The 19,456-nt window shown below is 71.2% G+C and carries 20 protein-coding genes; 9 read left to right on the top strand and 11 right to left on the bottom strand.

The genetic code is table 11. The features are described 5' to 3' along the window. Window positions 1-3 precede the first annotated feature (3 nt). On the bottom strand, window positions 4-363 hold the full coding sequence (locus OG435_RS26820; RefSeq protein ID WP_030010013.1) for an NADH-quinone oxidoreductase subunit A: 360 nt from the start codon (window positions 361-363) through the stop codon (window positions 4-6). A gap of 849 nt (window positions 364-1,212) precedes the next feature. Between OG435_RS26820 and OG435_RS26815 the strand changes: the two genes are divergently transcribed. Continuing rightward, window positions 1,213-2,085: a C40 family peptidase gene (locus tag OG435_RS26815; RefSeq protein ID WP_266880499.1), complete on the top strand. Its 873-nt coding sequence runs from the start codon at window positions 1,213-1,215 to the stop codon at window positions 2,083-2,085. A gap of 250 nt (window positions 2,086-2,335) precedes the next feature. On the opposite strand, the gene OG435_RS26810 is transcribed toward OG435_RS26815, so the two are convergent. Further along, complete coding sequence (locus tag OG435_RS26810; protein ID WP_266880497.1) at window positions 2,336-2,749, bottom strand: hypothetical protein; 414 nt, start codon at window positions 2,747-2,749, stop codon at window positions 2,336-2,338. A gap of 369 nt (window positions 2,750-3,118) precedes the next feature. Between OG435_RS26810 and OG435_RS26805 the strand changes: the two genes are divergently transcribed. Beyond that, a complete protein-coding gene (locus OG435_RS26805; protein WP_266880495.1) occupies window positions 3,119-3,463 on the top strand; it encodes a hypothetical protein in 345 nt (114 codons plus the stop codon). A gap of 13 nt (window positions 3,464-3,476) precedes the next feature. On the opposite strand, the gene OG435_RS26800 is transcribed toward OG435_RS26805, so the two are convergent. After that, window positions 3,477-4,466 carry a hypothetical protein gene (locus tag OG435_RS26800; RefSeq protein ID WP_266880493.1) on the bottom strand — a complete coding sequence of 330 codons (990 nt, stop codon included), beginning with the start codon at window positions 4,464-4,466 and terminating at the stop codon, window positions 3,477-3,479. Window positions 4,467-4,655: 189 nt separating this feature from the next. Between OG435_RS26800 and OG435_RS26795 the strand changes: the two genes are divergently transcribed. After that, entirely contained in the window at window positions 4,656-4,994 is a 339-nt protein-coding gene (locus tag OG435_RS26795) for a hypothetical protein (RefSeq protein WP_266880491.1), read from the top strand. Here OG435_RS26795 and OG435_RS26790 read toward each other — a convergent pair. Beyond that, on the bottom strand, window positions 4,960-6,243 hold the full coding sequence (locus OG435_RS26790) for a geranylgeranyl reductase family protein (protein ID WP_266880489.1): 1,284 nt from the start codon (window positions 6,241-6,243) through the stop codon (window positions 4,960-4,962). The two genes, OG435_RS26795 and OG435_RS26790, sit on opposite strands and share 35 nt — an antisense overlap. Window positions 6,244-6,340: 97 nt before the next feature. Between OG435_RS26790 and OG435_RS26785 the strand changes: the two genes are divergently transcribed. After that, window positions 6,341-6,871 (top strand): GNAT family N-acetyltransferase, encoded by a 531-nt coding sequence (locus OG435_RS26785; RefSeq protein ID WP_266880487.1) that lies wholly within the window; start codon window positions 6,341-6,343, stop codon window positions 6,869-6,871. Between the two features lie 167 nt (window positions 6,872-7,038). On the opposite strand, the gene OG435_RS26780 is transcribed toward OG435_RS26785, so the two are convergent. Together OG435_RS26780 and OG435_RS26775 are read right to left on the bottom strand one after the other, a co-directional pair. Next, window positions 7,039-7,950: a glutaminase gene (locus tag OG435_RS26780; protein ID WP_266880485.1), complete on the bottom strand. Its 912-nt coding sequence runs from the start codon at window positions 7,948-7,950 to the stop codon at window positions 7,039-7,041. Between the two features lie 15 nt (window positions 7,951-7,965). Further along, complete coding sequence (locus OG435_RS26775; RefSeq protein ID WP_266880484.1) at window positions 7,966-8,661, bottom strand: demethylmenaquinone methyltransferase; 696 nt, start codon at window positions 8,659-8,661, stop codon at window positions 7,966-7,968. A gap of 194 nt (window positions 8,662-8,855) precedes the next feature. Between OG435_RS26775 and OG435_RS26770 the strand changes: the two genes are divergently transcribed. Further along, window positions 8,856-9,737, top strand: a complete 882-nt coding sequence (locus tag OG435_RS26770; RefSeq protein WP_266880482.1) for a CPBP family intramembrane glutamic endopeptidase — start codon at window positions 8,856-8,858, stop codon at window positions 9,735-9,737. Here OG435_RS26770 and OG435_RS26765 read toward each other — a convergent pair. From OG435_RS26765 to OG435_RS26750, 4 genes are all read right to left on the bottom strand, one after another. Next, on the bottom strand, window positions 9,703-10,365 hold the full coding sequence (locus tag OG435_RS26765; protein WP_266880480.1) for an imidazolonepropionase-like domain-containing protein: 663 nt from the start codon (window positions 10,363-10,365) through the stop codon (window positions 9,703-9,705). The two genes, OG435_RS26770 and OG435_RS26765, sit on opposite strands and share 35 nt — an antisense overlap. 7 nt (window positions 10,366-10,372) lie before the next feature. Beyond that, window positions 10,373-11,572, bottom strand: a complete 1,200-nt coding sequence (gene mqnC, locus OG435_RS26760) for a cyclic dehypoxanthinyl futalosine synthase (RefSeq protein WP_266880478.1) — start codon at window positions 11,570-11,572, stop codon at window positions 10,373-10,375. A 152-nt stretch (window positions 11,573-11,724) separates the two neighbouring features. Then, window positions 11,725-12,687: a prepilin peptidase gene (locus tag OG435_RS26755; protein WP_266880476.1), complete on the bottom strand. Its 963-nt coding sequence runs from the start codon at window positions 12,685-12,687 to the stop codon at window positions 11,725-11,727. Between the two features lie 842 nt (window positions 12,688-13,529). Next, window positions 13,530-14,393 (bottom strand): menaquinone biosynthetic enzyme MqnA/MqnD family protein, encoded by an 864-nt coding sequence (locus OG435_RS26750; RefSeq protein WP_266880474.1) that lies wholly within the window; start codon window positions 14,391-14,393, stop codon window positions 13,530-13,532. 237 nt (window positions 14,394-14,630) lie between these two features. On the opposite strand from OG435_RS26750, the gene OG435_RS26745 reads away from it, so the two are divergent. The 3 genes from OG435_RS26745 to OG435_RS26735 all read left to right on the top strand — a co-directional run bounded on the left by OG435_RS26745 (window position 14,631) and on the right by OG435_RS26735 (window position 16,452). Further along, on the top strand, window positions 14,631-14,834 hold the full coding sequence (locus tag OG435_RS26745) for a cold-shock protein (protein WP_112451444.1): 204 nt from the start codon (window positions 14,631-14,633) through the stop codon (window positions 14,832-14,834). Between the two features lie 164 nt (window positions 14,835-14,998). Continuing rightward, window positions 14,999-15,592: a TetR/AcrR family transcriptional regulator gene (locus tag OG435_RS26740; RefSeq protein WP_266880469.1), complete on the top strand. Its 594-nt coding sequence runs from the start codon at window positions 14,999-15,001 to the stop codon at window positions 15,590-15,592. Then, window positions 15,589-16,452: an alpha/beta fold hydrolase gene (locus OG435_RS26735; RefSeq protein WP_266880467.1), complete on the top strand. Its 864-nt coding sequence runs from the start codon at window positions 15,589-15,591 to the stop codon at window positions 16,450-16,452. The genes OG435_RS26740 and OG435_RS26735 overlap by 4 nt, the downstream gene beginning before the upstream one ends. Window positions 16,453-16,613: 161 nt before the next feature. Here OG435_RS26735 and OG435_RS26730 read toward each other — a convergent pair whose 3' ends face one another. Beyond that, a complete protein-coding gene (locus OG435_RS26730; protein WP_266880465.1) occupies window positions 16,614-18,329 on the bottom strand; it encodes a lytic transglycosylase domain-containing protein in 1,716 nt (571 codons plus the stop codon). A 299-nt stretch (window positions 18,330-18,628) separates the two neighbouring features. Here OG435_RS26730 and OG435_RS26725 point away from each other — a divergent pair, with 299 nt between their 5' ends. Next, window positions 18,629-19,426: a thioredoxin domain-containing protein gene (locus tag OG435_RS26725; protein WP_266880463.1), complete on the top strand. Its 798-nt coding sequence runs from the start codon at window positions 18,629-18,631 to the stop codon at window positions 19,424-19,426. Window positions 19,427-19,456 lie beyond the last annotated feature (30 nt).

Raw genomic sequence — 19,456 nt, 5'->3', positions numbered from 1 at the left:
CCCTCAGTCCCATTCCAGGCCGCCGCGGCGCCATACGTAGGCGTAGGCGACGAAGACGGTGAGCACGAAGAGGAGCATCTCGACGAGCCCGAAGATCCCCAGCGAGTCGAAGGTGACCGCCCAGGGGTAGAGGAAGACAACCTCGATGTCGAAGACGATGAAGAGCATCGCCGTCAGGTAGTACTTGATGGGGAAGCGGCCGCCACCGGCGGGCATGGGAGTGGGCTCGATGCCGCACTCGTACGCTTCAAGTTTTGCCCGGTTGTACCGTTTTGGACCGATCAGCGTGGCCATGACCACGGAGAAGATCGCAAACCCTGCGCCGAGGGCGCCGAGCACGAGGATGGGCGCGTACGCATTCACGCTCCTCGCTCCTTCCAGTCGTCCTTGACCGTTGGACCGCTGCCGGCGCCGCGCGCCCCGCCTCGCATGTGAGGCAGTTCACAAGCCGGACTGGTGCGCATCTTATGCCCGCCCATCTGTGATCTGCGACACGGGTTACAACAACGAGTTTGTGATCTCCACCACCTGACGAACGATCATGAAGCCCAATGAGTGGTGATCTTCATACGTGAAGCATCCACATGATCACCAAAGGTGACATCCGCACCTGTCGTCGCAGGTGGAAGGCCTGTCGCACTATCAAATCGTGGCCCCTGCACGCAAATTGGCGAGGGGGCGCGCGTGATGATAAAGGGATCGGCGTCCCCCGGTCGGGGGACCTCGCGAGGACGGGAGTGGACGCGTGCATGCGTTCACGAACTCGGGGCAGAGGGGACTCGAAGGGCGGCCGGAGGCCATCCGGAAGTCACCCGGAGACACCACCACGTCCGGCCGACGGCCGCCCCGGGATCGATCGCGACCCGGTCCCGACCCGATCCCGACCCGGCCCCGACCCCTCGGCGCGTTCACGGTTCGGTCACAGGAGGGCCACAGCGTCCGCATGGCGTGACACTCCTGTGACCTGCGCCACTCGGAGTTCGGGGTACCGAAACGGGGCTTGGCCATCTGTGCGGGCGGATGGTAAGCCCGGGATCAATTCGGACTTATTGCGGAAAGCCCATGATCACAGCCCTGCGAGCGGCTGTCCGATTCGCCCGTTACGGCGTCAATAAGAGGTCCGACGCGCCCGGTTAGCCCGCTTCGCGCACAACTGTGGCGCAGACCACGTTTCTTGAACGCAACCGGCGTGCCCTGATAGCGGTTGTACCCATGTCCCTCACCGCTCACATACCCAGCCACCGGAAGCCCCGCCGCAGCGCCTCGAAGCTCGCGGTCCGCGCCGGAGTTGCCGGTGGCGTCCTCAGCACCCTGGCCATGGCCGGCACGGCGAGCGCCACCCCCTCCGCCGAGCCCGCGCACGAGACCACCCTCGAAATGCCGGTCCTCAACCTGGACCTGGCCGCCGAGGTCTCCTCGTCCGTCACCAAGGCCGCGGAGAACACCCGCGCCCTCGCCGTCGACGGCGAGCTCAACGCCCTGGAGGAGACCGCCCGCACGGGCGCCGCCGCCGAGGCGAAGAAGCTGAAGGCCGACGCCCAGAAGAAGGCCGACGCCGACGCGAAGGCGAAGGCCGAGGCGGACCGCAAGGCCGAGGCCGAGCGCGCCGGCCGCAGCACGGAGCGCACCTCGCTCCAGAGCAACTCCGGCTCCTCCTCGTCCTCCTCGTCGAAGGGGACCTCCTCCGGGGGCTCCTCGCAGGGCAAGGGCACCGTCACGGCCCCCGCGACCGGCTCCGCCGCCGCCATCGTCAACTTCGCCCGCGCGCAGGTCGGCAAGGCGTACGTCATGGGCGGCACCGGCCCGTCCTCCTTCGACTGCTCGGGCCTGGTCCAGGCCGCGTACCGCCAGGCGGGCATCAGCCTGCCGCGCATGTCGCAGGCGCAGTCCTCGGCCGGCACCTCGGTCTCCCTGAGCGCCCTCCAGCCGGGCGACATCCTGTACTGGGGCTCCAAGGGCAGCGCGTACCACGTCGCCGTCTACGTCGGCGGCGGCAAGTTCGTCGGCGCGCAGAACCCCAGCACCGGCATCGTCGAGCGCTCCCTGAGCTACGACAAGCCGACGGGCGCCGTGCGCGTCCTCTGACAGTTCCGCCGACGTCTCCCCGACGTCTCCCCGCAGCCCCGGGCCGCTCCCGGTGACGCACGAAAGGCCGGTACTCCCCCGCTCGGGGGTGGAGTACCGGCCTTTCGGCGCTCTGGGGGCTCCTGGAGGCGTCCGGAGGCTCCCGGGGGCTCCCCGGGACCTCGGAGGGGGTCCCGGCGCCGTCGGGGCTCCGTCCGGGCGGCGTCCGGGCAGGCGCGGGGAGCCGCGGAGGCGGACCCGCGCCGGCCCGTCAGTCGAGGAACGTGGCCGAGGTGATCTTGTTCTTGAAGTTGACGGTGGCGTTGCCCGTGTAGCCCGGGGGGAGCGAACCGATCAGACCGGTGAGGTTCACCTCGGTCGCCACCTTCCACGTGTAGGTGTCCCGGTTCCGGTAGGACGCGGTGTCGTCGTTCGTCACCCGGTTCCGGCCCTCGCAGTTCTCCGGCCCGACGAAGAGGTTGTTGTAGAAGTTCCAGTCCGAGGACATCAGGTCGAAGACACAGCCGCCCTGGTTGGAGTTGTAGTAAAGGCCGAACTCGCTGGTTTCCAGATACCCGTTCCGCTCGGTGTTGGCGGCGGCCGGACCGGCCGAGGCCAGGAGAACGGCGCCGACGGATACCGCGGCGGCGCAGCCGGCGGCGATTTTGTTAAGGGCCTTACTCATTGACGATTTCTCCATCTTCAGGAAATTGATTCCGGCCGGGATTAAACCTTCCGGGACACCGCAGGGCAAGGGGCTTCTCAGCTTTTCAGGCCACAACCTGGCTGGCGGGTAACGGACTTGTTCGCTTTGCGGGTGCCCGATTACGCTCTCCCGCGGCCTTGTGCCCCGCTCCCGCACCAACGCGCCCTTCCACTCCGCCGACCGCAAGGGAAACGCCTCGTGCGTGTACGCGAAATATCCTCGTCACTCCTTTTGTGCCTCGCACTGACCGCATGCGGAGGCGGGGAATCCCCGGGGACGGACTCCGGAGCGGGAAAGCCCGGACTTCGCGGAGGTCCCACCGCCACACCCTCGATCGCGGCGGCGGACATGCCGTTCTACACGTGCATGCGGCAGCACGGAATGACCGTCTCCTACGGGGACGACAGGGCCCCGCACTTCGTGGAGAAGGACAGCCCGCAGTACCCGCCGGCGCAGCGGGCCTGCCTGCCGCTGCTCCCGTCGCCCTCCCCCGTCCAGGCGAGCGCGCAGGACCTGGCCGCCGCGCGCAAGGCCTCCGAGTGCATGCGGGCGAAGGGCATCTCCTGGTATCCGGACCCGGATCCGGTCACCGCCGAGGTGCAGCAGAAGGACGGCGGCACCTCCGAGCAGTGGCAGGAGCTCAAGCGCGACCACCGCGACGCCTACCGGGCCTGCCTGCCCCGGCCCTCCTGACCGGCGCCGCGGCTCAGACGATCCCCGCCGCCAGCTTGTAGCGGGCCTCGCGCTGCTTCTTGTACAGCGCGAGGGTCTCGGCCTGCTCCTCCACCAGCCGCTGCTGGTACGCCTTCTCCACCGCCGCCCAGACGCCGACGAGGTTCACCTCGCGCTTGCAGGCGACGTCGGCCTTGGCCGCGGTGACGGCCTTCGGACCGCCCAGATCGGCTTCCAGGCCGAGCTTCTGGACGACCTCGTAGGGATCCTTCAGGCCGGTGTACCCCGACTTCTCCATGCACGCGGACCAGTTCTTCAGCACCTCGGTCACCCGCGAGTCCCCCTTGGAGCGTTCGTGCGCCTCCGAGGCCAGGCCGAACGGGAACAGCAGGTCCACGCTGTCCTTCGTCGGCGCGTACAGCCTGCGGTACGCCTCCCGGATGCAGCCGCCGGGCGGCACCTTCTGACCCCCGACGTCGATGCCGCTGTCCACCTGCGCGGCCTCCTCCTCGCTCGCGGCGTCCGGGGGCTGCGCGGCGCCCTGCGCCCCGCCCGGCCGTTCGCCGTGCATGACCAGGGTGGCGCTCTCGCTCAGCGGTGCGGCCGGGGGCTTGACCGGCCGCCCCTTGCCCGCGGTGGTGTCGTAGCCGTGGGCCGCCGCGAACTCCGCGTCGGCCGCCCCGAAGAGCGCCCGGTGCCGCCCCTCGGGCCCCTGGGCGCCGGCCTGGCCGGAGGGCATGACCTCCTCGTACGGGAACCCGTACCGGGCCATGCACCGGGAGAGCAGCCGCTGCTGCACCTGCCCCATGCGGACCGTCTCGGCGTCGGTGTCCGTGTACGCGTCCAGGGGCAGCGAGATCGAGGCGGTGGCGGGGGCGACGGCCACCTCGCCCAGTTCCGGCTCCCCGTGCGCGCTGCCGCCGTCCGGATCCGAGCAGCCGGCCAGGACCAGCGCCAGCAGGACGGCGGCCGGGAGGGCGGGGCGGCGGAGCGGACGGGAGCGTATGACGGAAGACCTGTTCACGCTCGGAAATTGAACAGTCCGGGGTGACCTGGGACAAGGCCCTTCTCGCCTGCTGGTCAGCCAAACTTCCTGCCTGGAAACCAACTTGTCCGCCCGTCCCGTCTGGCGGTCGCCCCGTGCCGAGCGGGCGGGATCCTGCCAAGATGGCCGGGGCGGGCGCGCCCGAGTCGCCCCAGGAAGTGGTGATCCGTGACGACCAGTCCGTCCGACGAACCCCCCGGCCCCGGATCCGGTCCCGATGCCGCCCCGGCCGCCGCCGGGCTCGGCATGCTGTCCCTCGGCGGCTGGCTCCTGACCACCACCCGCCCCTGGCAGAAGCCGGGCTCCCCGCTCGAGCTCACCCTGGAGTGGACGGCCTCGGGCACCCTGATCCTCTGCGGCCTGGCCCTCCTGGCCCGCTGCGTCCGCCGGGTCCACGCCCCGCCCCCACCTGCCGGGGACACCCCGGACGGGACCCCGTACGGGGTCCCGCGGGCCAGGGCCAGGGCCAGGGTCAGGCCTTGGGGGCGACCTTCGAAAGGCCGTTGATGACGCGGTCCATCGCGTCGCCGCCCGTCGGGTCGGTGAGGTTGGCCAGCATCTTCAGGGTGAACTTCATCAGCACCGGGTGGCTCAGGCCGCGCTGGGCGGCGACCTTCATGATCTTCGGGTTGCCGATGAGCTTCACGAAGGCGCGGCCCAGGGTGTAGTAGCCGCCGTAGGTCTCCTTCAGGACCTTCGGGTAGCTGTGCAGGGTCAGTTCGCGCAGGGCCGGGGTGGCGCGGGAGTGCGCCTGGACGATGACGTCGGCGGCGATCTGGCCCGACTCCATCGCGTAGGCGATGCCCTCGCCGTTGAACGGGTTGACGAGCCCGCCCGCGTCACCGACGAGCAGCAGCCCCTTGGTGTAGTGCGGCTGGCGGTTGAAGGCCATCGGCAGGGCCGCGCCGCGGATGGGCTGCGTCATGTTGTCGGGGGTGTAGCCCCAGTCCTCCGGCATCGAGGCGCACCAGGCCTTGAGGACCTCGCGCCAGTCCAGCTCCTTGAAGGCGGAGGAGGAGTTGAGGATGCCGAGGCCGACGTTGGAGGTGCCGTCGCCCATGCCGAAGATCCAGCCGTAGCCGGGCAGCAGCCGGTCCTCGGCGCCGCGCCGGTCCCAGAGCTCCAGCCAGGACTCCAGGTAGTCGTCGTCGTGGCGCGGGGAGGTGAAGTAGGTGCGTACGGCCACGCCCATCGGGCGGTCCTCGCGGCGGTGCAGGCCCATGGCCAGGGAGAGCCGGGAGGAGTTGCCGTCGGCCGCGACCACGAGCGGGGCGCTGAAGGTGACCGGGGTCTTCTCCTCACCGAGCTTCGCCGTCACGCCGGTGATGTGGCCGGTACGGGGATCGCGTACGGGCTCGCCGACGTTGCAGCGCTCGTAGAGGCGGGCGCCCGCCTTCTGGGCCTGGCGGGCCAGGGTCTCGTCGAAGTCGTCGCGCTTGCGGACGAGTCCGTAGTCGGGGAAGGAGGCCAGCTCCGGCCAGTCCAGCTGGAGCCGCTGGCCGCCGCCGATGATGCGCAGGCCCTTGTTGCGCAGCCAGCCGGCCTCTTCGGAGATGTCGATGCCCATCGACACCAGCTGCTTGGTGGCGCGCGGGGTCAGGCCGTCGCCGCAGACCTTCTCGCGGGGGAACGCGGTCTTCTCCAGGAGCAGGACGTCAAGTCCGGCCTTGGCCAGGTAATAAGCAGTGGTCGAGCCGGCGGGCCCGGCCCCGACGACGATCACGTCCGCGGAGTGCTCGGAGAGGGGCTCGGTCACGGCGGGTCTCCCGAAGGCTCGATAAAGGGTGCCCATTGGCACAAGACCTGTGCAGTCTATGCAGCGAGAGAGATCGCGATCCGAAGGGCTGCCCCCTGTGACCACCTCGCCGACCCGGCCGCTCCCCGTCGTCCAGCTCCGTGTGCCCACGGACGAGGACGCGCACGCCTGGCACCGGGTCTTCCACGACCCCGACGTCATGGAGTTCCTCGGCGGCCCCGCCGAGCTCTCCTTCTACGAGGAGATCACCGCCCGGCAGCGGATGCACGACGCGCGCCTCGGCTTCTGCCTGTGGACCCTGCTGGACGCGGACGGGGAGGTGCTCGGTTTCACCGGGGCGCAGCCGTGGCCGGAGTCGAAGGGGTGGGGGCCGGTCGGGGAGATCGAGATCGGGTGGCGGCTCGGGCGCTCCGCATGGGGGCGGGGGTACGCGTACGCGGCTGCGCTGGCGACGCTGGAGCGGGTGCGGGGGGCTGGGGTGCCGGATGTTGTGGCGATGATCGACGATGCGAATGTCCGCTCGATCGCGGTGGCGGAGCGGCTGGGCATGACCCTGCAGGACCGCTCCCCCGTGCCGGGCGGCCCCCGCATCTCCCGCCGCTACGCCCTGACCCTCCAGCCGGGCTGACCCCGCTACGGCTGTCCCGCTGCGCGGGGCGGAGTTCCCCTACCCGCCCTTCCGCCGTTCCCCGGGCGCTGCCCGGACCCCGGTCCTCAAACGCCGGACGGGCTGAAAGCCCCTGGGGCTCCGCCCCGGGAACGGGTCCGGGCGGAGTCCGGCGCGTGAAGGAGGGGCTAGAACACGCTCAGGCCCGTCAGGGTCGTGAAGCGGTCCAGGGCGGCCACCGCGGCGACGGAGTTGCCCTGGGGGTCCAGGCCGGGGCTCCACGCGGCCAGCGTGCACGCGCCCGGCACGACCGCCACGATGCCCCCGCCGACGCCGCTCTTTCCGGGCAGCCCCACCCGGTAGGCGAACTCCCCCGCCGCGTCGTACGTCCCACAGGTCAGCATCACCGCGTTGACCTGCTTCGCCTCGCTGCGCGTCAGGAGGCGCGAGCCGTCCGCGCGCAGCCCGTGCCGGGCCAGGAAGCGGCCGGCGCGGGCCAGGTCGGCGCAGCTCATCTCGATGGAGCACTGCCAGAAGTAGTGCTCCAGCAGCATCGGCACCGGGTTGTCGATGTTCCCGTAGGCGGCCATGAAGTGGGCCAGGGCCGCGTTCCGGTCCCCGTGTTCCTGTTCGGAGGCGGCGACCTCCGCGTCGAAGGTGACCTCCGGGTTCTGGCTCTCCTCCCGGAGGAAGCGCAGCAGTTCGCTGCTCGCGTCGCCCGTCAGCGTCTGGAGCCGGTCGGTGACGACGAGCGCGCCCGCGTTGATGAAGGGGTTGCGCGGGATGCCGTTCTCGTACTCCAGCTGCACGAGGGAGTTGAAGGGGTTGCCGGAGGGTTCCCGGCCCACCCGCTCCCACAGGCTGTCGCCGCCCTCGGCGAGCGCGAGGGCCAGTGCGAAGACCTTGGTGATGGACTGGGCGGAGAAGGGGGTCTGCCAGTCCCCCACTCCGAACACGTTGCCGTCGAGGTCGGCGATGGCCATCCCGAACTGCCGGGGGTCCACGGACGCCAGCGCCGGGATGTATTCGGCGGTGGCGCCGCTGCCGATCAGCGGGGCGATGTCGGTGGCGACCTGCTCCAGCAGGGCCTGGTAGTCCATCTCCGCGGCCCCGTACTACGCGTGCTTGGTGCCGCGGTGCAGGGCCACGATGCCGCCGCTCAGGTTGCGCCAGGCCACCTTGGACCAGCCGGCCTTCTGCAGCAGCCCGGCCAGCGCCGGCTGGTCGGGCCAGGCGCGGATGGAGTCGGCGAGGTAGACGTACGCGTCGGGGTTGGAGGAGACCGCGCGGGCCACCGGCGGCATCGCGCGCATCAGGTACTCGGTGTACACGGTCCGGAAGGGGGCCCAGGTGGGCTGCGAGAACTCGCAGATCACGACCTGGCCGCCGGGCTTCGTGACCCGGTACAGCTCGCGCAGGGCGGCGTCGGTGTCCTGGACGTTGCGCAGGCCGAAGGAGATGGTGACGGTGTCGAAGGCGTCGTCCTTGAAGGGGAGCTTCGTCGCGTCGCCCGCCGTCAGCGGGAGCCAGGGGTTGCGCTTCTTGCCTTCGCGGAGCATGCCGAGGGAGAAGTCGCAGGGCACGACGTACGCGCCGGTCGCCGCGAAGGGCAGCGAGGAGGTGGCCGTGCCGGCGGCCAGGTCGAGGACCAGCTGCCCGGGGCGCGCGCCGACCGCCTTGGCGACCTCCTTGCGCCACAGGCGGGCCTGCCCGAGGGAGAGGACGTCGTTGGTGAGGTCGTAGTTCGCCGCCACGCCGTCGAACATGGACGCGACTTCGTGCGGCTGCTTGTCCAGGGAAGCTGATGTCACTGGCGTGGGCCCCTCGGGTGCGGTGCGAATGGTGCGAATGGTCCGGCGAACGGTTCGGCAGGGTCCTGCGGACCGCCCCGCCATTCTCGCAGGCCCCCGTGGACCGCACCCGGCCGCCCGCATTGACCCATCAGGGGAGGTTCCATGGCTTATTGTTCGATAGCCCTAAAAGAGTAGAGATAGGTTGGTCCGTCATGGCGCATCCGGTGGACGACGGCCCGGTCACGTCCCGGAGGGGTTTCTTCGATCGGCCGACCCTGGGGAAGGCCGTCCTGGTGATCGCCGGGTATCTGGCGTACTACCTGCTGGTCGGGCGCGCCATCGGCGCCGTCTTCGGCGACGAGGTGGACCAGGACGACGTACTGGCGACGGGCGCGAGCATCTTCTTCGCCCTCGTGCTGCCGATCGCGATCGGCGCCGTGACCCTCCTCGGCTTCTCGGCCGCCATCGGCCGGCTCCGCTCGGTCTTCGCCAGGCGGACGGCCGTGGGCCGGCCCTGGATGTGGATCGGTCCCGCGCTCGCGCTCATCGCCGTCGTCGGCCATGCCGCGGCCACCGACTGGAGCATCTGGCGGCCGGAGCAGATCCTCCTCATCGCCCTGCTCGGGGTCTGCGTGGGACTCGCCGAGGAGCTCGCGACGCGCGGCCTCGCGGTCGAGCTGCTCCGCGGCGCCGGGCATTCCGAGCGGTTCGTGATGGTGGTCTCGTCGCTGCTGTTCGCCCTCATGCACGGGTCCAACGTGCTGTCCGGGATGAAGGTGGGCACGGTGCTCGTCACCGTCGTCTACACCTTCGGCTTCGGCGTGTGCATGTACCTCGTCATGCGTCTGACCGGCACCATCTGGTCCGCGATCGTCCTCCACGCCCTCACGGACCCAACGACCATCTTCTCCAGCGGTGGTGTCGACGAGGCCGTCACCCCTCACACCGGCGGCTGGTCCCTGCTCGCCTCGACGGCCACCATCCTCATGGTCGTCTTCGCGTGCGTGGCCGTCTTCCTGGTCCGCGGGGACCGCCCCGGCCGGGCGGACTCCCCCGGGCTCAGCGACGGCGGTGGAGCAGCCTGCCGCCGATGACCGTGGCCACGCAGCTCGTCGGGCCCTCCACCAGCAGCTCCGCCGGACCGGGCACCGCGAAGACCGCGAACCGTGCCGGGGCGCCCGGCTCCAGGACCCCGTGGAAGGCATCCTCGGCGGCGGTCCGGCCGGCGAGCGGGTCCAGGGAGGCCGGTCCCTCGTAGGGGGCGGGCGGGACGACGGTGAGCCCGGAGCGGACCACCGCCGTCCGGACGGCCGGGCTGGTGAAGCGGCCGGCCACGGCGACGACCCCGCGGGCGAGCAGCTTCTGCGTGCCGCGCCGCGCGCTGTTGCCCCACCGCGGCTCGGTCATCTTCAGGTCCGCCAACGCCTCGGCGCCGCTGATCGGTTCGGTCCCGAGCTCGGTGATCTCGTAGGGGTCGTCCGGGTAGTACGTGCGCTCCAGCAGCTCGTCGCCGCCGCGCACCAGCAACCCCGGGGTCAGCACCCCGGGCCAGCTGCGGGCGCGCGCGTGCGGATAGGCCGCGGCGAGCTCCTCGTACGGGCCCACCCGGGCGATGCGGTCGCCCTCGACCAGGACCGCGCCGCCGGGCAGCGGCGCGGGTCCCTCACCGGGTCCGGTGACGGCCCCGGTCACGAGGAGTTCGGCGGTGTGGATCGTCAGCACGGGCGCGTCAGTTCGAGGAGATGAGCTTCAGCTCGGGGTGGGCGGTGCCGCCCTCGATGGCGGTGGAGGAGATGTGCGAGACCACGCGGTCGTCGACCGGGTCGTTCGCCGGGTCGTCGTGCACCAGGAGGTGCTCGTACGTCGTGGCGCGCTGGGCCGGGGTGCGGCCCGCCTTGCGGATCAGGTCGATGATCTCCATGCGGTTGGAGCGGTGCTTGGCACCGGCCGAGGAGACGACGTTCTCCTCCAGCATGATCGAACCGAGGTCGTCGGCGCCGTAGTGCAGGGAGAGCTGGCCCGCCTCCTTGCCCACGGTGAGCCAGGAGCCCTGGATGTGGGCGACGTTGTCGAGGAAGAGCCGCGCGATGGCGATCATGCGCAGGTACTCGAAGACGGTCGCCTGGGTCCGGCCCTTGAGGCGGTTGTTCTCGGGCTGGTAGGTGTACGGGATGAAGGCGCGGAAGCCGCCCGTACGGTCCTGCGTGTCCCGGATCATCGCGATGTGCTCGATGCGCTCGGCGTTGGTCTCGCCGGTGCCCATCAGCATGGTGGAGGTGGACTCCACGCCCAGCTTGTGGGCGATCTCCATGATCTCCAGCCAGCGCTCGCCGGACTCCTTGAGCGGGGCGATCGCCTTGCGCGGCCGCTCGGGGAGCAGCTCGGCGCCGGCGCCCGCGAAGGAGTCCAGCCCGGCGGCGTGGATGCGCTGGATGGCCTCCTCGGCGGACACCTTGGAGATCCGGGCCATGTGCTCGACCTCGGACGCGCCGAGGGAGTGGATGACCAGCTGCGGGTAGGCCTGCTTGATGGCGGAGAAGTGGTGCTCGTAGTACTCGACGCCGTAGTCCGGGTGGTGGCCGCCCTGGAACATGATCTGCGTGCCGCCCAGCTCGACGGTCTCCGCGCAGCGGCGCAGGATGTCCTCGAGGTCGCGGGACCAGCCCTTCTTGGCGTCCTTGGGGGCCGCGTAGAAGGCGCAGAACTTGCACGCCGTGACGCACACGTTGGTGTAGTTGATGTTGCGCTCGATGATGTACGTCGCGATGTGCTCGGTACCGGCGTAGCGCAGCCGGCGGGCCGCGTCGGCGGCCTGGCCCAGTGCGTGCAGGGGCGCGTGGCGGTAGAGGTCGAGCGCCTCTTCCTGGGTGATCCGGCCCCCAGTGGCGGCTCGGTCGAGGACTGACTGGAGAGCGGCCTGGTCGGTCACCGGTGCGTCACCTTTCGGCTGTGTCGTTCGGCTGGCGCCCGGCTGCGGTCGAGCTTCCCGGACCGATCCAGCCTACGCCAGCCGTTGCCGCTCCCGGTCTGGCCCCCTACGGGACGCCCCGAGTCGCCGCAGACACACGGAACCGGCCCGGCTCACGGGACCGGCCCGGCGCCAAGGACGGGGCCGGACCCCAGATCGAGCCCCAGGTCGAGCCCCAGCCCCAAACCCAGGCCCGCGTAGATCACGCCCGCGAGGGCGCCGCCGGCCATGAAGGGGCCGAAGGCGATCGAGGTACCGCGCTCCACCCGGCGCAGGGCGACCCGGGCGTACCCGTGCACGGCGGCCGCGGTGAACCCGGCGAGGCTTCCCGCGAACAGCACGAACCACCCGTACCAGCCCAGGATCTGCCCCACGGTCAGGGCCAGGGTGACGTCGCCGAAGCCCATGCCGGGCGGGTAGATGAGGTGGAGCACGAGGTACACGGCCCCGAGGGTGAGCCCCCCGAGCAGCGCGCGCGTCCAGGACCCACCGGTACCGGTGAACAGGGCGGCCACGCCGAGTGCGACCACGGTGGCGGCGGCCAGCGGCAGGGTCACCACGTCGGGCAGCCGGTGCACGGCCTGGTCGACGAAGCAGAGCAGAACGGTGAACGGCGCCAACACCAGCCAGGCAACCAACTCGGGCCGAGCCCCGACCCCGGCCCCGAGCGCGAGACACACAAGAACGGCCGCCAGGACGGCCCCTCCGACGGGCGCGTAGCCCCCCCGCCACCGGAACCAGCAGGGGCGCCGGGCCCCGCCCCAGCCGTCCGCGGCCGGATCCAAGGCCGCTGCGGAGCCCGGGGCCGGGGCCGAGCCCGAGGCTGGGTCCGTACCCGTACCCGTACCCGTACCCGTATCCGCGTCCGGGGCTGCGTGCCGTGCCGGACCGCATCGGGGGCAGACCGGCAGGCCCAGCCAGCCTCCGGCCGGGCCGGTCAGCGGGTGGCCGGCCGGGCAGGCCGAGCGCCAGGGCAGGCCCGCTTCGACGGAGAGCCGGTAGGCGGCCCGGGGCAGGAGGAGGCCCGCTGCCGTACCCCAGAGCGTGACCCCGGCCACGAACAGCGTGATGCCCATGTCAGCACGCCCCCACGGCTCCGCGGCCCGGCGCCGCCGCCCGTTCCCGGATCCTCATCCCACGCCCCCGCCCCGCACCCCGTGACTTGGCGACGCACGCTAGCAGCGCCACCGGGCGCCCTCAAGGACCGGCGAAGCCCGCCGGCATCTGTTCCATTGCCCGCTGGTCCGGGGCGATGGCCCGACGGCGGGTGCGGGTGGTGGGCCCTGCGGGGCGAAGTCCCCTACCCACCCTTCCACCGTTCCCCGGGCCAGCCCGGACCCGCGCCTCAAACGCCGGCGGGGCTGGGAGGGGCCCCGGTCCTCAAACGCCGGACGGGCTGAAAGCAGCAACCCCGGGCTGCGCCCGGACCCCCTGGGGTTCCGCCCCAGACCCCGGTCCTCAAACGCCGGACAGCTGAAAAACCCAAACCCCGGCCGGGACCGAGCTGTCTCCCGGCCGGGACCGAGTTGCCCCCCCCGGCCGGGGTCGGGGGCTGCGGGACCCGGGACGGGGACGGGGGCGGGGTGGGGTGTTGGCCGGGACGTAAAGCGTGATTTGTGGCGCAAGAACACGCCGCGCCCTGTCGAAGTGGGCACAGGGCGCCTAAATCATGCAGTCCAGACCGACACCCCACCCCCCCCCCGGCACCGGCCCCCCACCCGCAGCCAACCCGCCACACCGGCCAACCCCAGCCCCGCCGGCGCTTGAGGCGCAGGGGCCCGGGGACTGGTCCCCGGCGGCACCGCCGCGCCGCGCCGCACCCCGGCCAAAGGAGACCGCATTCGCGGTAAACAGCAGCGGCATTCACCTTTCCAGAGCATTCCGCTCTACGGAAAGGCGAATACCCTCATAAGCCGCGCTAATGCCCCGGCACGCCCACCGGAAGCAGCTCCACGTTCACATCAGGCGCATAGCCCGTCGTGAGTCCCGTCCGCCGCGCGAATTCACGGACGCCCGCCAGCTGGTCGGGACCGAAGCGGAAGTCGAGCGTCGTGAAGTAGCGCTCCAGGAGTTCCGCGTCGAAGGCCTCCCAGCGGGCCGCCTGCTCGGCGACCTTGCCGACCTCCTCCAGGGACACGTCCCGGGAGGCGAGAAAGGCCTCGTGGACCTTCCTCACGACCTCCGGCTCACGCTCCAGGTAGTCCTTGCGGGCGGCCCAGACCGCGAAGACGAACGGCAGTCCCGTCCACTCCTTCCACATCGTCCCCAGGTCGTGGACGGTGAGCCCGAGCCGGGGCGCGTCGTGCAGCGAGGCCCGCAGCGCGGCGTCGCCGATCAGCACCGCCGCGTCCGCCTCCTGCATCATCAGGCCCAGGTCGGGCGGGCAGGTGTAGTAGTCGGGCCGCACCTCGTACTTCTCCGCGAGCAGCAGCTGTGCCAGGCGTACGGACGTTCGCGAGGTGGATCCCAGAGCGACGCGGGCGCCGTCCAGCTGGTCCAGGGGGACCTGCGAGACGATCACGCAGGACATGACGGGACCGTCGCAGCCGACCGCGAGGTCGGGGAAGGCGACGAGGTCGTCCGCGTTGCGGAGGAACTCCACGAGGGTGATGGGACCGATGTCCAGGCCGCCCTGGACGAGGCTCGCGCTGAGCTTCTCCGGGGTGTCCTTGGTCAGCTCCAGGTCCAGCAGCGTGCCGGTTCTGGCCAGCCCCCAGTAGAGGGGAAGGCAGTTCAGGAACTGAATGTGGCCGACACGGGGCCGGCTGCGATAGGCGTCCACATCGCGAGACTAGCCCCCGCGTCTCCGTCAGCCGTCTGGCGGGTCTCAAACGTCCGAGTGACGTGATCTTTCCCTCTGGTCTCGGCCGGGAGGTGCGTGCTAGGCTCGACGCAAGTTGCAGTTTGGTTTCCCTTGCAGTACGAGGCCTGCGGAGAATGTGACCCGCAGGCTTTTGTAGTTTTCAGACTTCTTAGCAGGTTCTGGAGCAGGGCGACCCTTTGGCCCATAGGAGGGCTCATGGCTACCGGAACCGTCAAGTGGTTCAACGCTGAAAAGGGCTTCGGCTTCATCGCCCAGGACGGCGGCGGCCCGGATGTCTTCGTCCACTACTCCGCGATCAACGCCGCCGGCTTCCGCTCCCTTGAGGAGAACCAGCTGGTGAACTTCGACGTCACCCAGGGTCCGAAGGGCCCGCAGGCGGAGAACGTCACCCCGGCCTAGTCGCCTGGGCCAACCAGTCGCGGTTGGATATGCAGTACCCAAGGAGCCCTGTCTTCTCTGCGCGAGCAGAGTCGACGGGGCTCCTGCCTTTGCCCTGGCCGGGTCGCAGGACCAGGTCAGGGGCGCAGCGCCCCCCGGCACCGCTCGACGGAGCCGGGGGGCGCATGGTACGGATGGGCTTGACGGCCGAGAAGGTCACCGTCGTGGGGGCCGAGGTGGCGGATGACGTCGGGCTGCACCGGGTGACCATGGCGCAGGTCGCGCGGCGGCTCGGGGTGCAGGACGCGAGTCTGTACGCGCACGTCCGCAGCCTGGAGGACCTCCGCGGGCGGATCGCCCTGCTGGCGGCGGACGAGAAGACGCTGCTCATCGCCGAGGCTACGGCGGGGCTCGCCGGGAAGGACGCGCTCGTGGCGTTCGCCAACGCCTGGCGGGAGTACGCCCACAAGTACCCCGGCCGCTACGCGGCGACGCAGGCCCCGGGCAAGATCGACCCCGAGCTGGCCGCGCAGGCCGCCGGGCCGCGCCGCGCGATCGCGCTGACGTACGGGATGCTGCGCGGCTACGGGCTCGCGGAGCCCGATCTGACCGACGCCGCCCGGCTGCTGCGCAGCACGTTCCACGGGTTCGTGGCCCTGGAGGCCGCGGGCGGTTTCGCCCACGCGCGGACGCCCGAGGCCTCCTGGCTCTGGTCCCTCGACGCCCTGCACCAGCTGCTGAGCCAGCGCTCCGCCCACCGCAAGGGGGACTTCGCATGAGCGCCCCGACCACCGGCGGCCTGCGCGTGCCCGGCGCGACCCTGTACTACGAGGTGCGCGGCCGGGGCCCGCTGCTGCTGCTGATCCCCGGCGGGACCGGCGGCGCGGCCGCCTTCGACGGGGTCGCCGACGCGCTGGCGGCCGAGTACACCGTCGCCTCCTACGATCCGCGCGGGCTGTCCCGCAGTTCGCTGGACGAGCCGGAGGCCGGGCAGAGCGTGGCCGAGCACGCCGAGGACGCGCTGCGGCTGCTGGACCTGCTGTCGCCCGGCGAGCCCGCCCGGGTCTTCGGCTCCAGCTCGGGCGCGATCGCGGCCCTGCACCTGCTGACCGCCCGGCCCGAACGCCTCGTACGCCTCGTCGCCCACGAGCCGCCGGTGGTGGAGGTGCTGCCGGACGCCCCGGCGCACCGCGCGTTCCTCGCACGGGTACGGGACACCCTGGAGGCGGAGGGACTGATGCCGGCGATGGGCGTGTTCGCGGCGGGGCTGAGGAGCGACGGCGACGCCCCGGCACCCGGACCGGCCCCAGTCCCAGCCCCTACCCCTGCCCCTGCCGAATTGCCGCCGCACGCGGCCGCCCGGGCCGAGCGGACGATGGGCGATCTGCCCTACTTCCTCGGGCGCATCGTGCCGGGCTTCATGGCCTACTCCCCCGACCTGGAGCGGCTGGAGGCGGTCTCGGACCGGCTCGTGCTCGCCGGCGGCCGGGACTCGCGGGGCGAACTGCCCTACCGCCCGGCCGCGTACCTCGCCGAGCGCTTCGGCAGGGAACTGCTGCACTTCCCCGGCGGGCACACCGGCCTGACCACGCACCCCGCCGAGTTCGGCGGGGTGCTCCGGCAGGCCTTCGCGTCCTAGGCCGTCTCTTTCGGATCTTGTCGGCCGAGTCCGCGGCGTCTGGTGCCGTGCCTGGCCGTGCTGTCGGGGCGTTCGCGTACTGGGCGTACGTGGTCGCCTCGGCAGTGCGGCCAGGCGCGGTGCCGGGCGTCGCGGGCCCGGCAAGATCCGAAAGAGACGGCCTAGCCCTTGCGGGTCCGCTGCTCGGTCACCGGCGGCTGCGTCTCCGGCTTGTCGGTGACCGGAGGCTCGGCCGCGGTGACGGTGATCTCCAGGAAGAGCACCACCTGGTCCGAGATCCGCACGCGGAGCGTGTACGTGCCCGAGGCGACGCCCGTGGTGGACAGTTCCGGCAGGTCGATCTTGCCGTCGGCCCCGGTCGCCGGGAGCGCCAGCTCCGTCAGCTTGTTGCCGTCCTTGTCCAGGAAGTACGGGGTCTCCCCCGCCTTGGCCGGGTCCGCCGGGACCCACTTCCCGTCCTTGTCCTTGGAGCCGAGCCCTGCCGTGGCCTTGGCCCCGGCGACCGGCTTGTCCTTGGCCGTCGCCAGGAACTGCACGCCCTTGATCCCGGTTCCGGCCACCGCGGTCAGCGGCTTGCCCGCGTTCGCGTCGCTGCGGACCAGCTGGTCCGCCTCGGGGACGGGGACCGGCTCGGCCGGGGTGACCTTGCCCGAGATCTTCACGGAGACCTCGACCGAAGCCGCGTAGGCGGTGGCGCGCAGGGTGAAGTCGCCCGCCTTGCGGCCCGCCTTCAGCTTCGGAACCCGGACCAGGCCCTTCTCGTCGGTCTGCAGGACCGCGAAGTCCTTGCCGTCGGCCGCGAAGACGGTGCGGCCGGTGGTGTCGTCGTCGATCGAGATCACGATCTGCTGACCGACGGCCGGCATGCCGTCGGTCAGCACCGCCTTGATGAGCGGGGTGCGCGGGAACTCGGTCCCGGCCTCGGCCGTGAGCTCCCGCGTGCCGATCTTGACCAGCCTGTCCAGGGTCGGGGTGGGCTTCGGCGGCTTCGGCGGCTTGGGCGGCGGCGTCGGCGTGGGGGTGGGAGTCGGCGTGGGGGTCGGCGTGGGAGTCGGCGTCGGCAGGTGCGGCGGGTTCGGCGTCGGGTAGTTGCCGGCCGGCGGGTCCGGGACCGGGGTCGCGCCCTGGCCGGCCTGGTACTGCCGCATGTAGCCGAGCACGGTGTTCACGTACTCGCGCGACCTGTTGTAGCTGAGGATCGCCTTGTCGAGGTCGCCCGCGTCGGACAGGTTGCGCTGGCCCGCGCAGAGGTAGAGGCCTGCGCCCAGCGCCGCGTCGTAGATGTTGTTCGGGTCGCGCTTGCCGTCGGCGTTGCCGTCGGCGCCCCAGGTGGACCAGGTGGAGGGGATGAACTGCATCGGGCCGACCGCGCGGTCGTACTCCGGGTCCGCGTCCCACTCGCCCTTGTCGGTGTCCTTGATCTCGGCGAAGCCGTTGCCGTCCAGGCGCGGTCCGCGGATCGGCTTCTCGGTGTACCCGTCCGCCTTGAGCCCGTAGCCGGAGGCGTGTACGGACTCCACCCGGCCTATGCCCGCCAGCAGTTGCCAGGGCAGGTGGCAGCCGGGGAGGGCCGCGGCCACCGAGATCCCGGCGCGCTTGTAGGCGTCGAGGGCGGTCGCGGGTATGCCCGCGGTGGCCCCGTCGGGACTGGCGGCGCCGGGGGGCGCCGGCGGCGGGTCGGCGACCAGGTCCGGGAGCTCCAGCCGGGCGTCACCGCGATCGGTCGCCTGGGGGCTGTCGGGGGTCGGCTCGGCTTCCCCCGCGCCCGCGATCGGCGTGTTGGTCACGACAGCTGCGGTGGTCAGGCTGGCCGCGAGGGCGGCCGTGCACACGACTTTGCGCGAGGTGTTGACGAGGTGACGGTGAAGTGGCTTCACAGCGCGGCGATCCCCCCAGAGCGGCGGCCGGTCCGGGCCCCGCAAAACGTACATAACCCACATAACCCATACACCACTCCGCGCGCCCGAAACTTCTTCGCGCGGACGGCCGAGTGGCCGTGGAGGTTAACTGTCTATCAGTTCTTCGCCCGCGACTCACCGCCACCCCCGGAGATGTGTCCCACCATTCGCCCCATCTTCACGAACCCTCGCCCGGGCGCGGACCAGGGACTTAGGTCCCCGCCCGATTCGCACCAATGGCACCTACTTGAGCGCTCTACGACCTTTATCCTTGTTGAATGGCAACCAGCAAGAAGGACCAGCGGCGCGAGGCCCGCGAACGGATGCGTGAGGAACGCGAGGCCCGGGCCCGGCGCGAGAAGCTGCGCGGGCGCGTGCTGATCGGCGGCGCGCTGGTCGCCGTACTGGCCCTCGCGGTCGGCATCGGCCTCTACGTGTCGCAGCCCTCCGCCGACGACGAGGCGGCCGGCAAGCCCTTCGTCCAGCCGGCCAACACCACCGGCAAGGACGGGATCGTGATCCCGTACGGCAAGGCCGACGCGAAGAACGTCCTCTCCGTATGGCTCGACCCGCGCTGCCCCTACTGCGCGGGCGTCGAGATCGGCCTCGGCAAGACCATCAAGGAGCAGGCGGACGCGGGCACGTACCGCGTCGAGTACCACTTCGCCACGTTCTTGGACAAGGCGCTGGGCGGCGGCAAGGGCTCCAAGCGGGCGGTCAACGCGCTGGGCGCGGCGGCGAACGAGAGCCCGGAGAAGTTCATGGAGTACCTCCAGGTGCTCTACAAGAACCACCCGGAGAAGGAAACGGACGACAAGTTCGGCTCCACGGCCACCCTGCTAGACCTCGCGAACCAGGTCCCGGGGCTGCGCACGCCCGCCTTCAACAAGGCGGTCAAGGAACTCACCTACATGCCGTGGGTCGAGAAGGTCGGCCAGGCCTTCTACGACCAGAACATGCAGGGCACGCCGGACGTCTCCATCAACGGCACGAAGCTCACCGTGAACTCGGGCCAGGGCATCGACTCGATCACCCCGGACGCGTTCAAGAAGCTGATCACCGACAACCTGAAGTAGCGGAACGACGAGGCCCTGGCCGATGGCACC

It is taken from the genome of Streptomyces sp. NBC_01264, assembly GCF_026340675.1.
In the GTDB taxonomy this organism is placed as follows: Bacteria; Actinomycetota; Actinomycetes; order Streptomycetales; family Streptomycetaceae; genus Streptomyces.
This window is presented reverse-complemented; position numbering and strand designations above follow the sequence as displayed.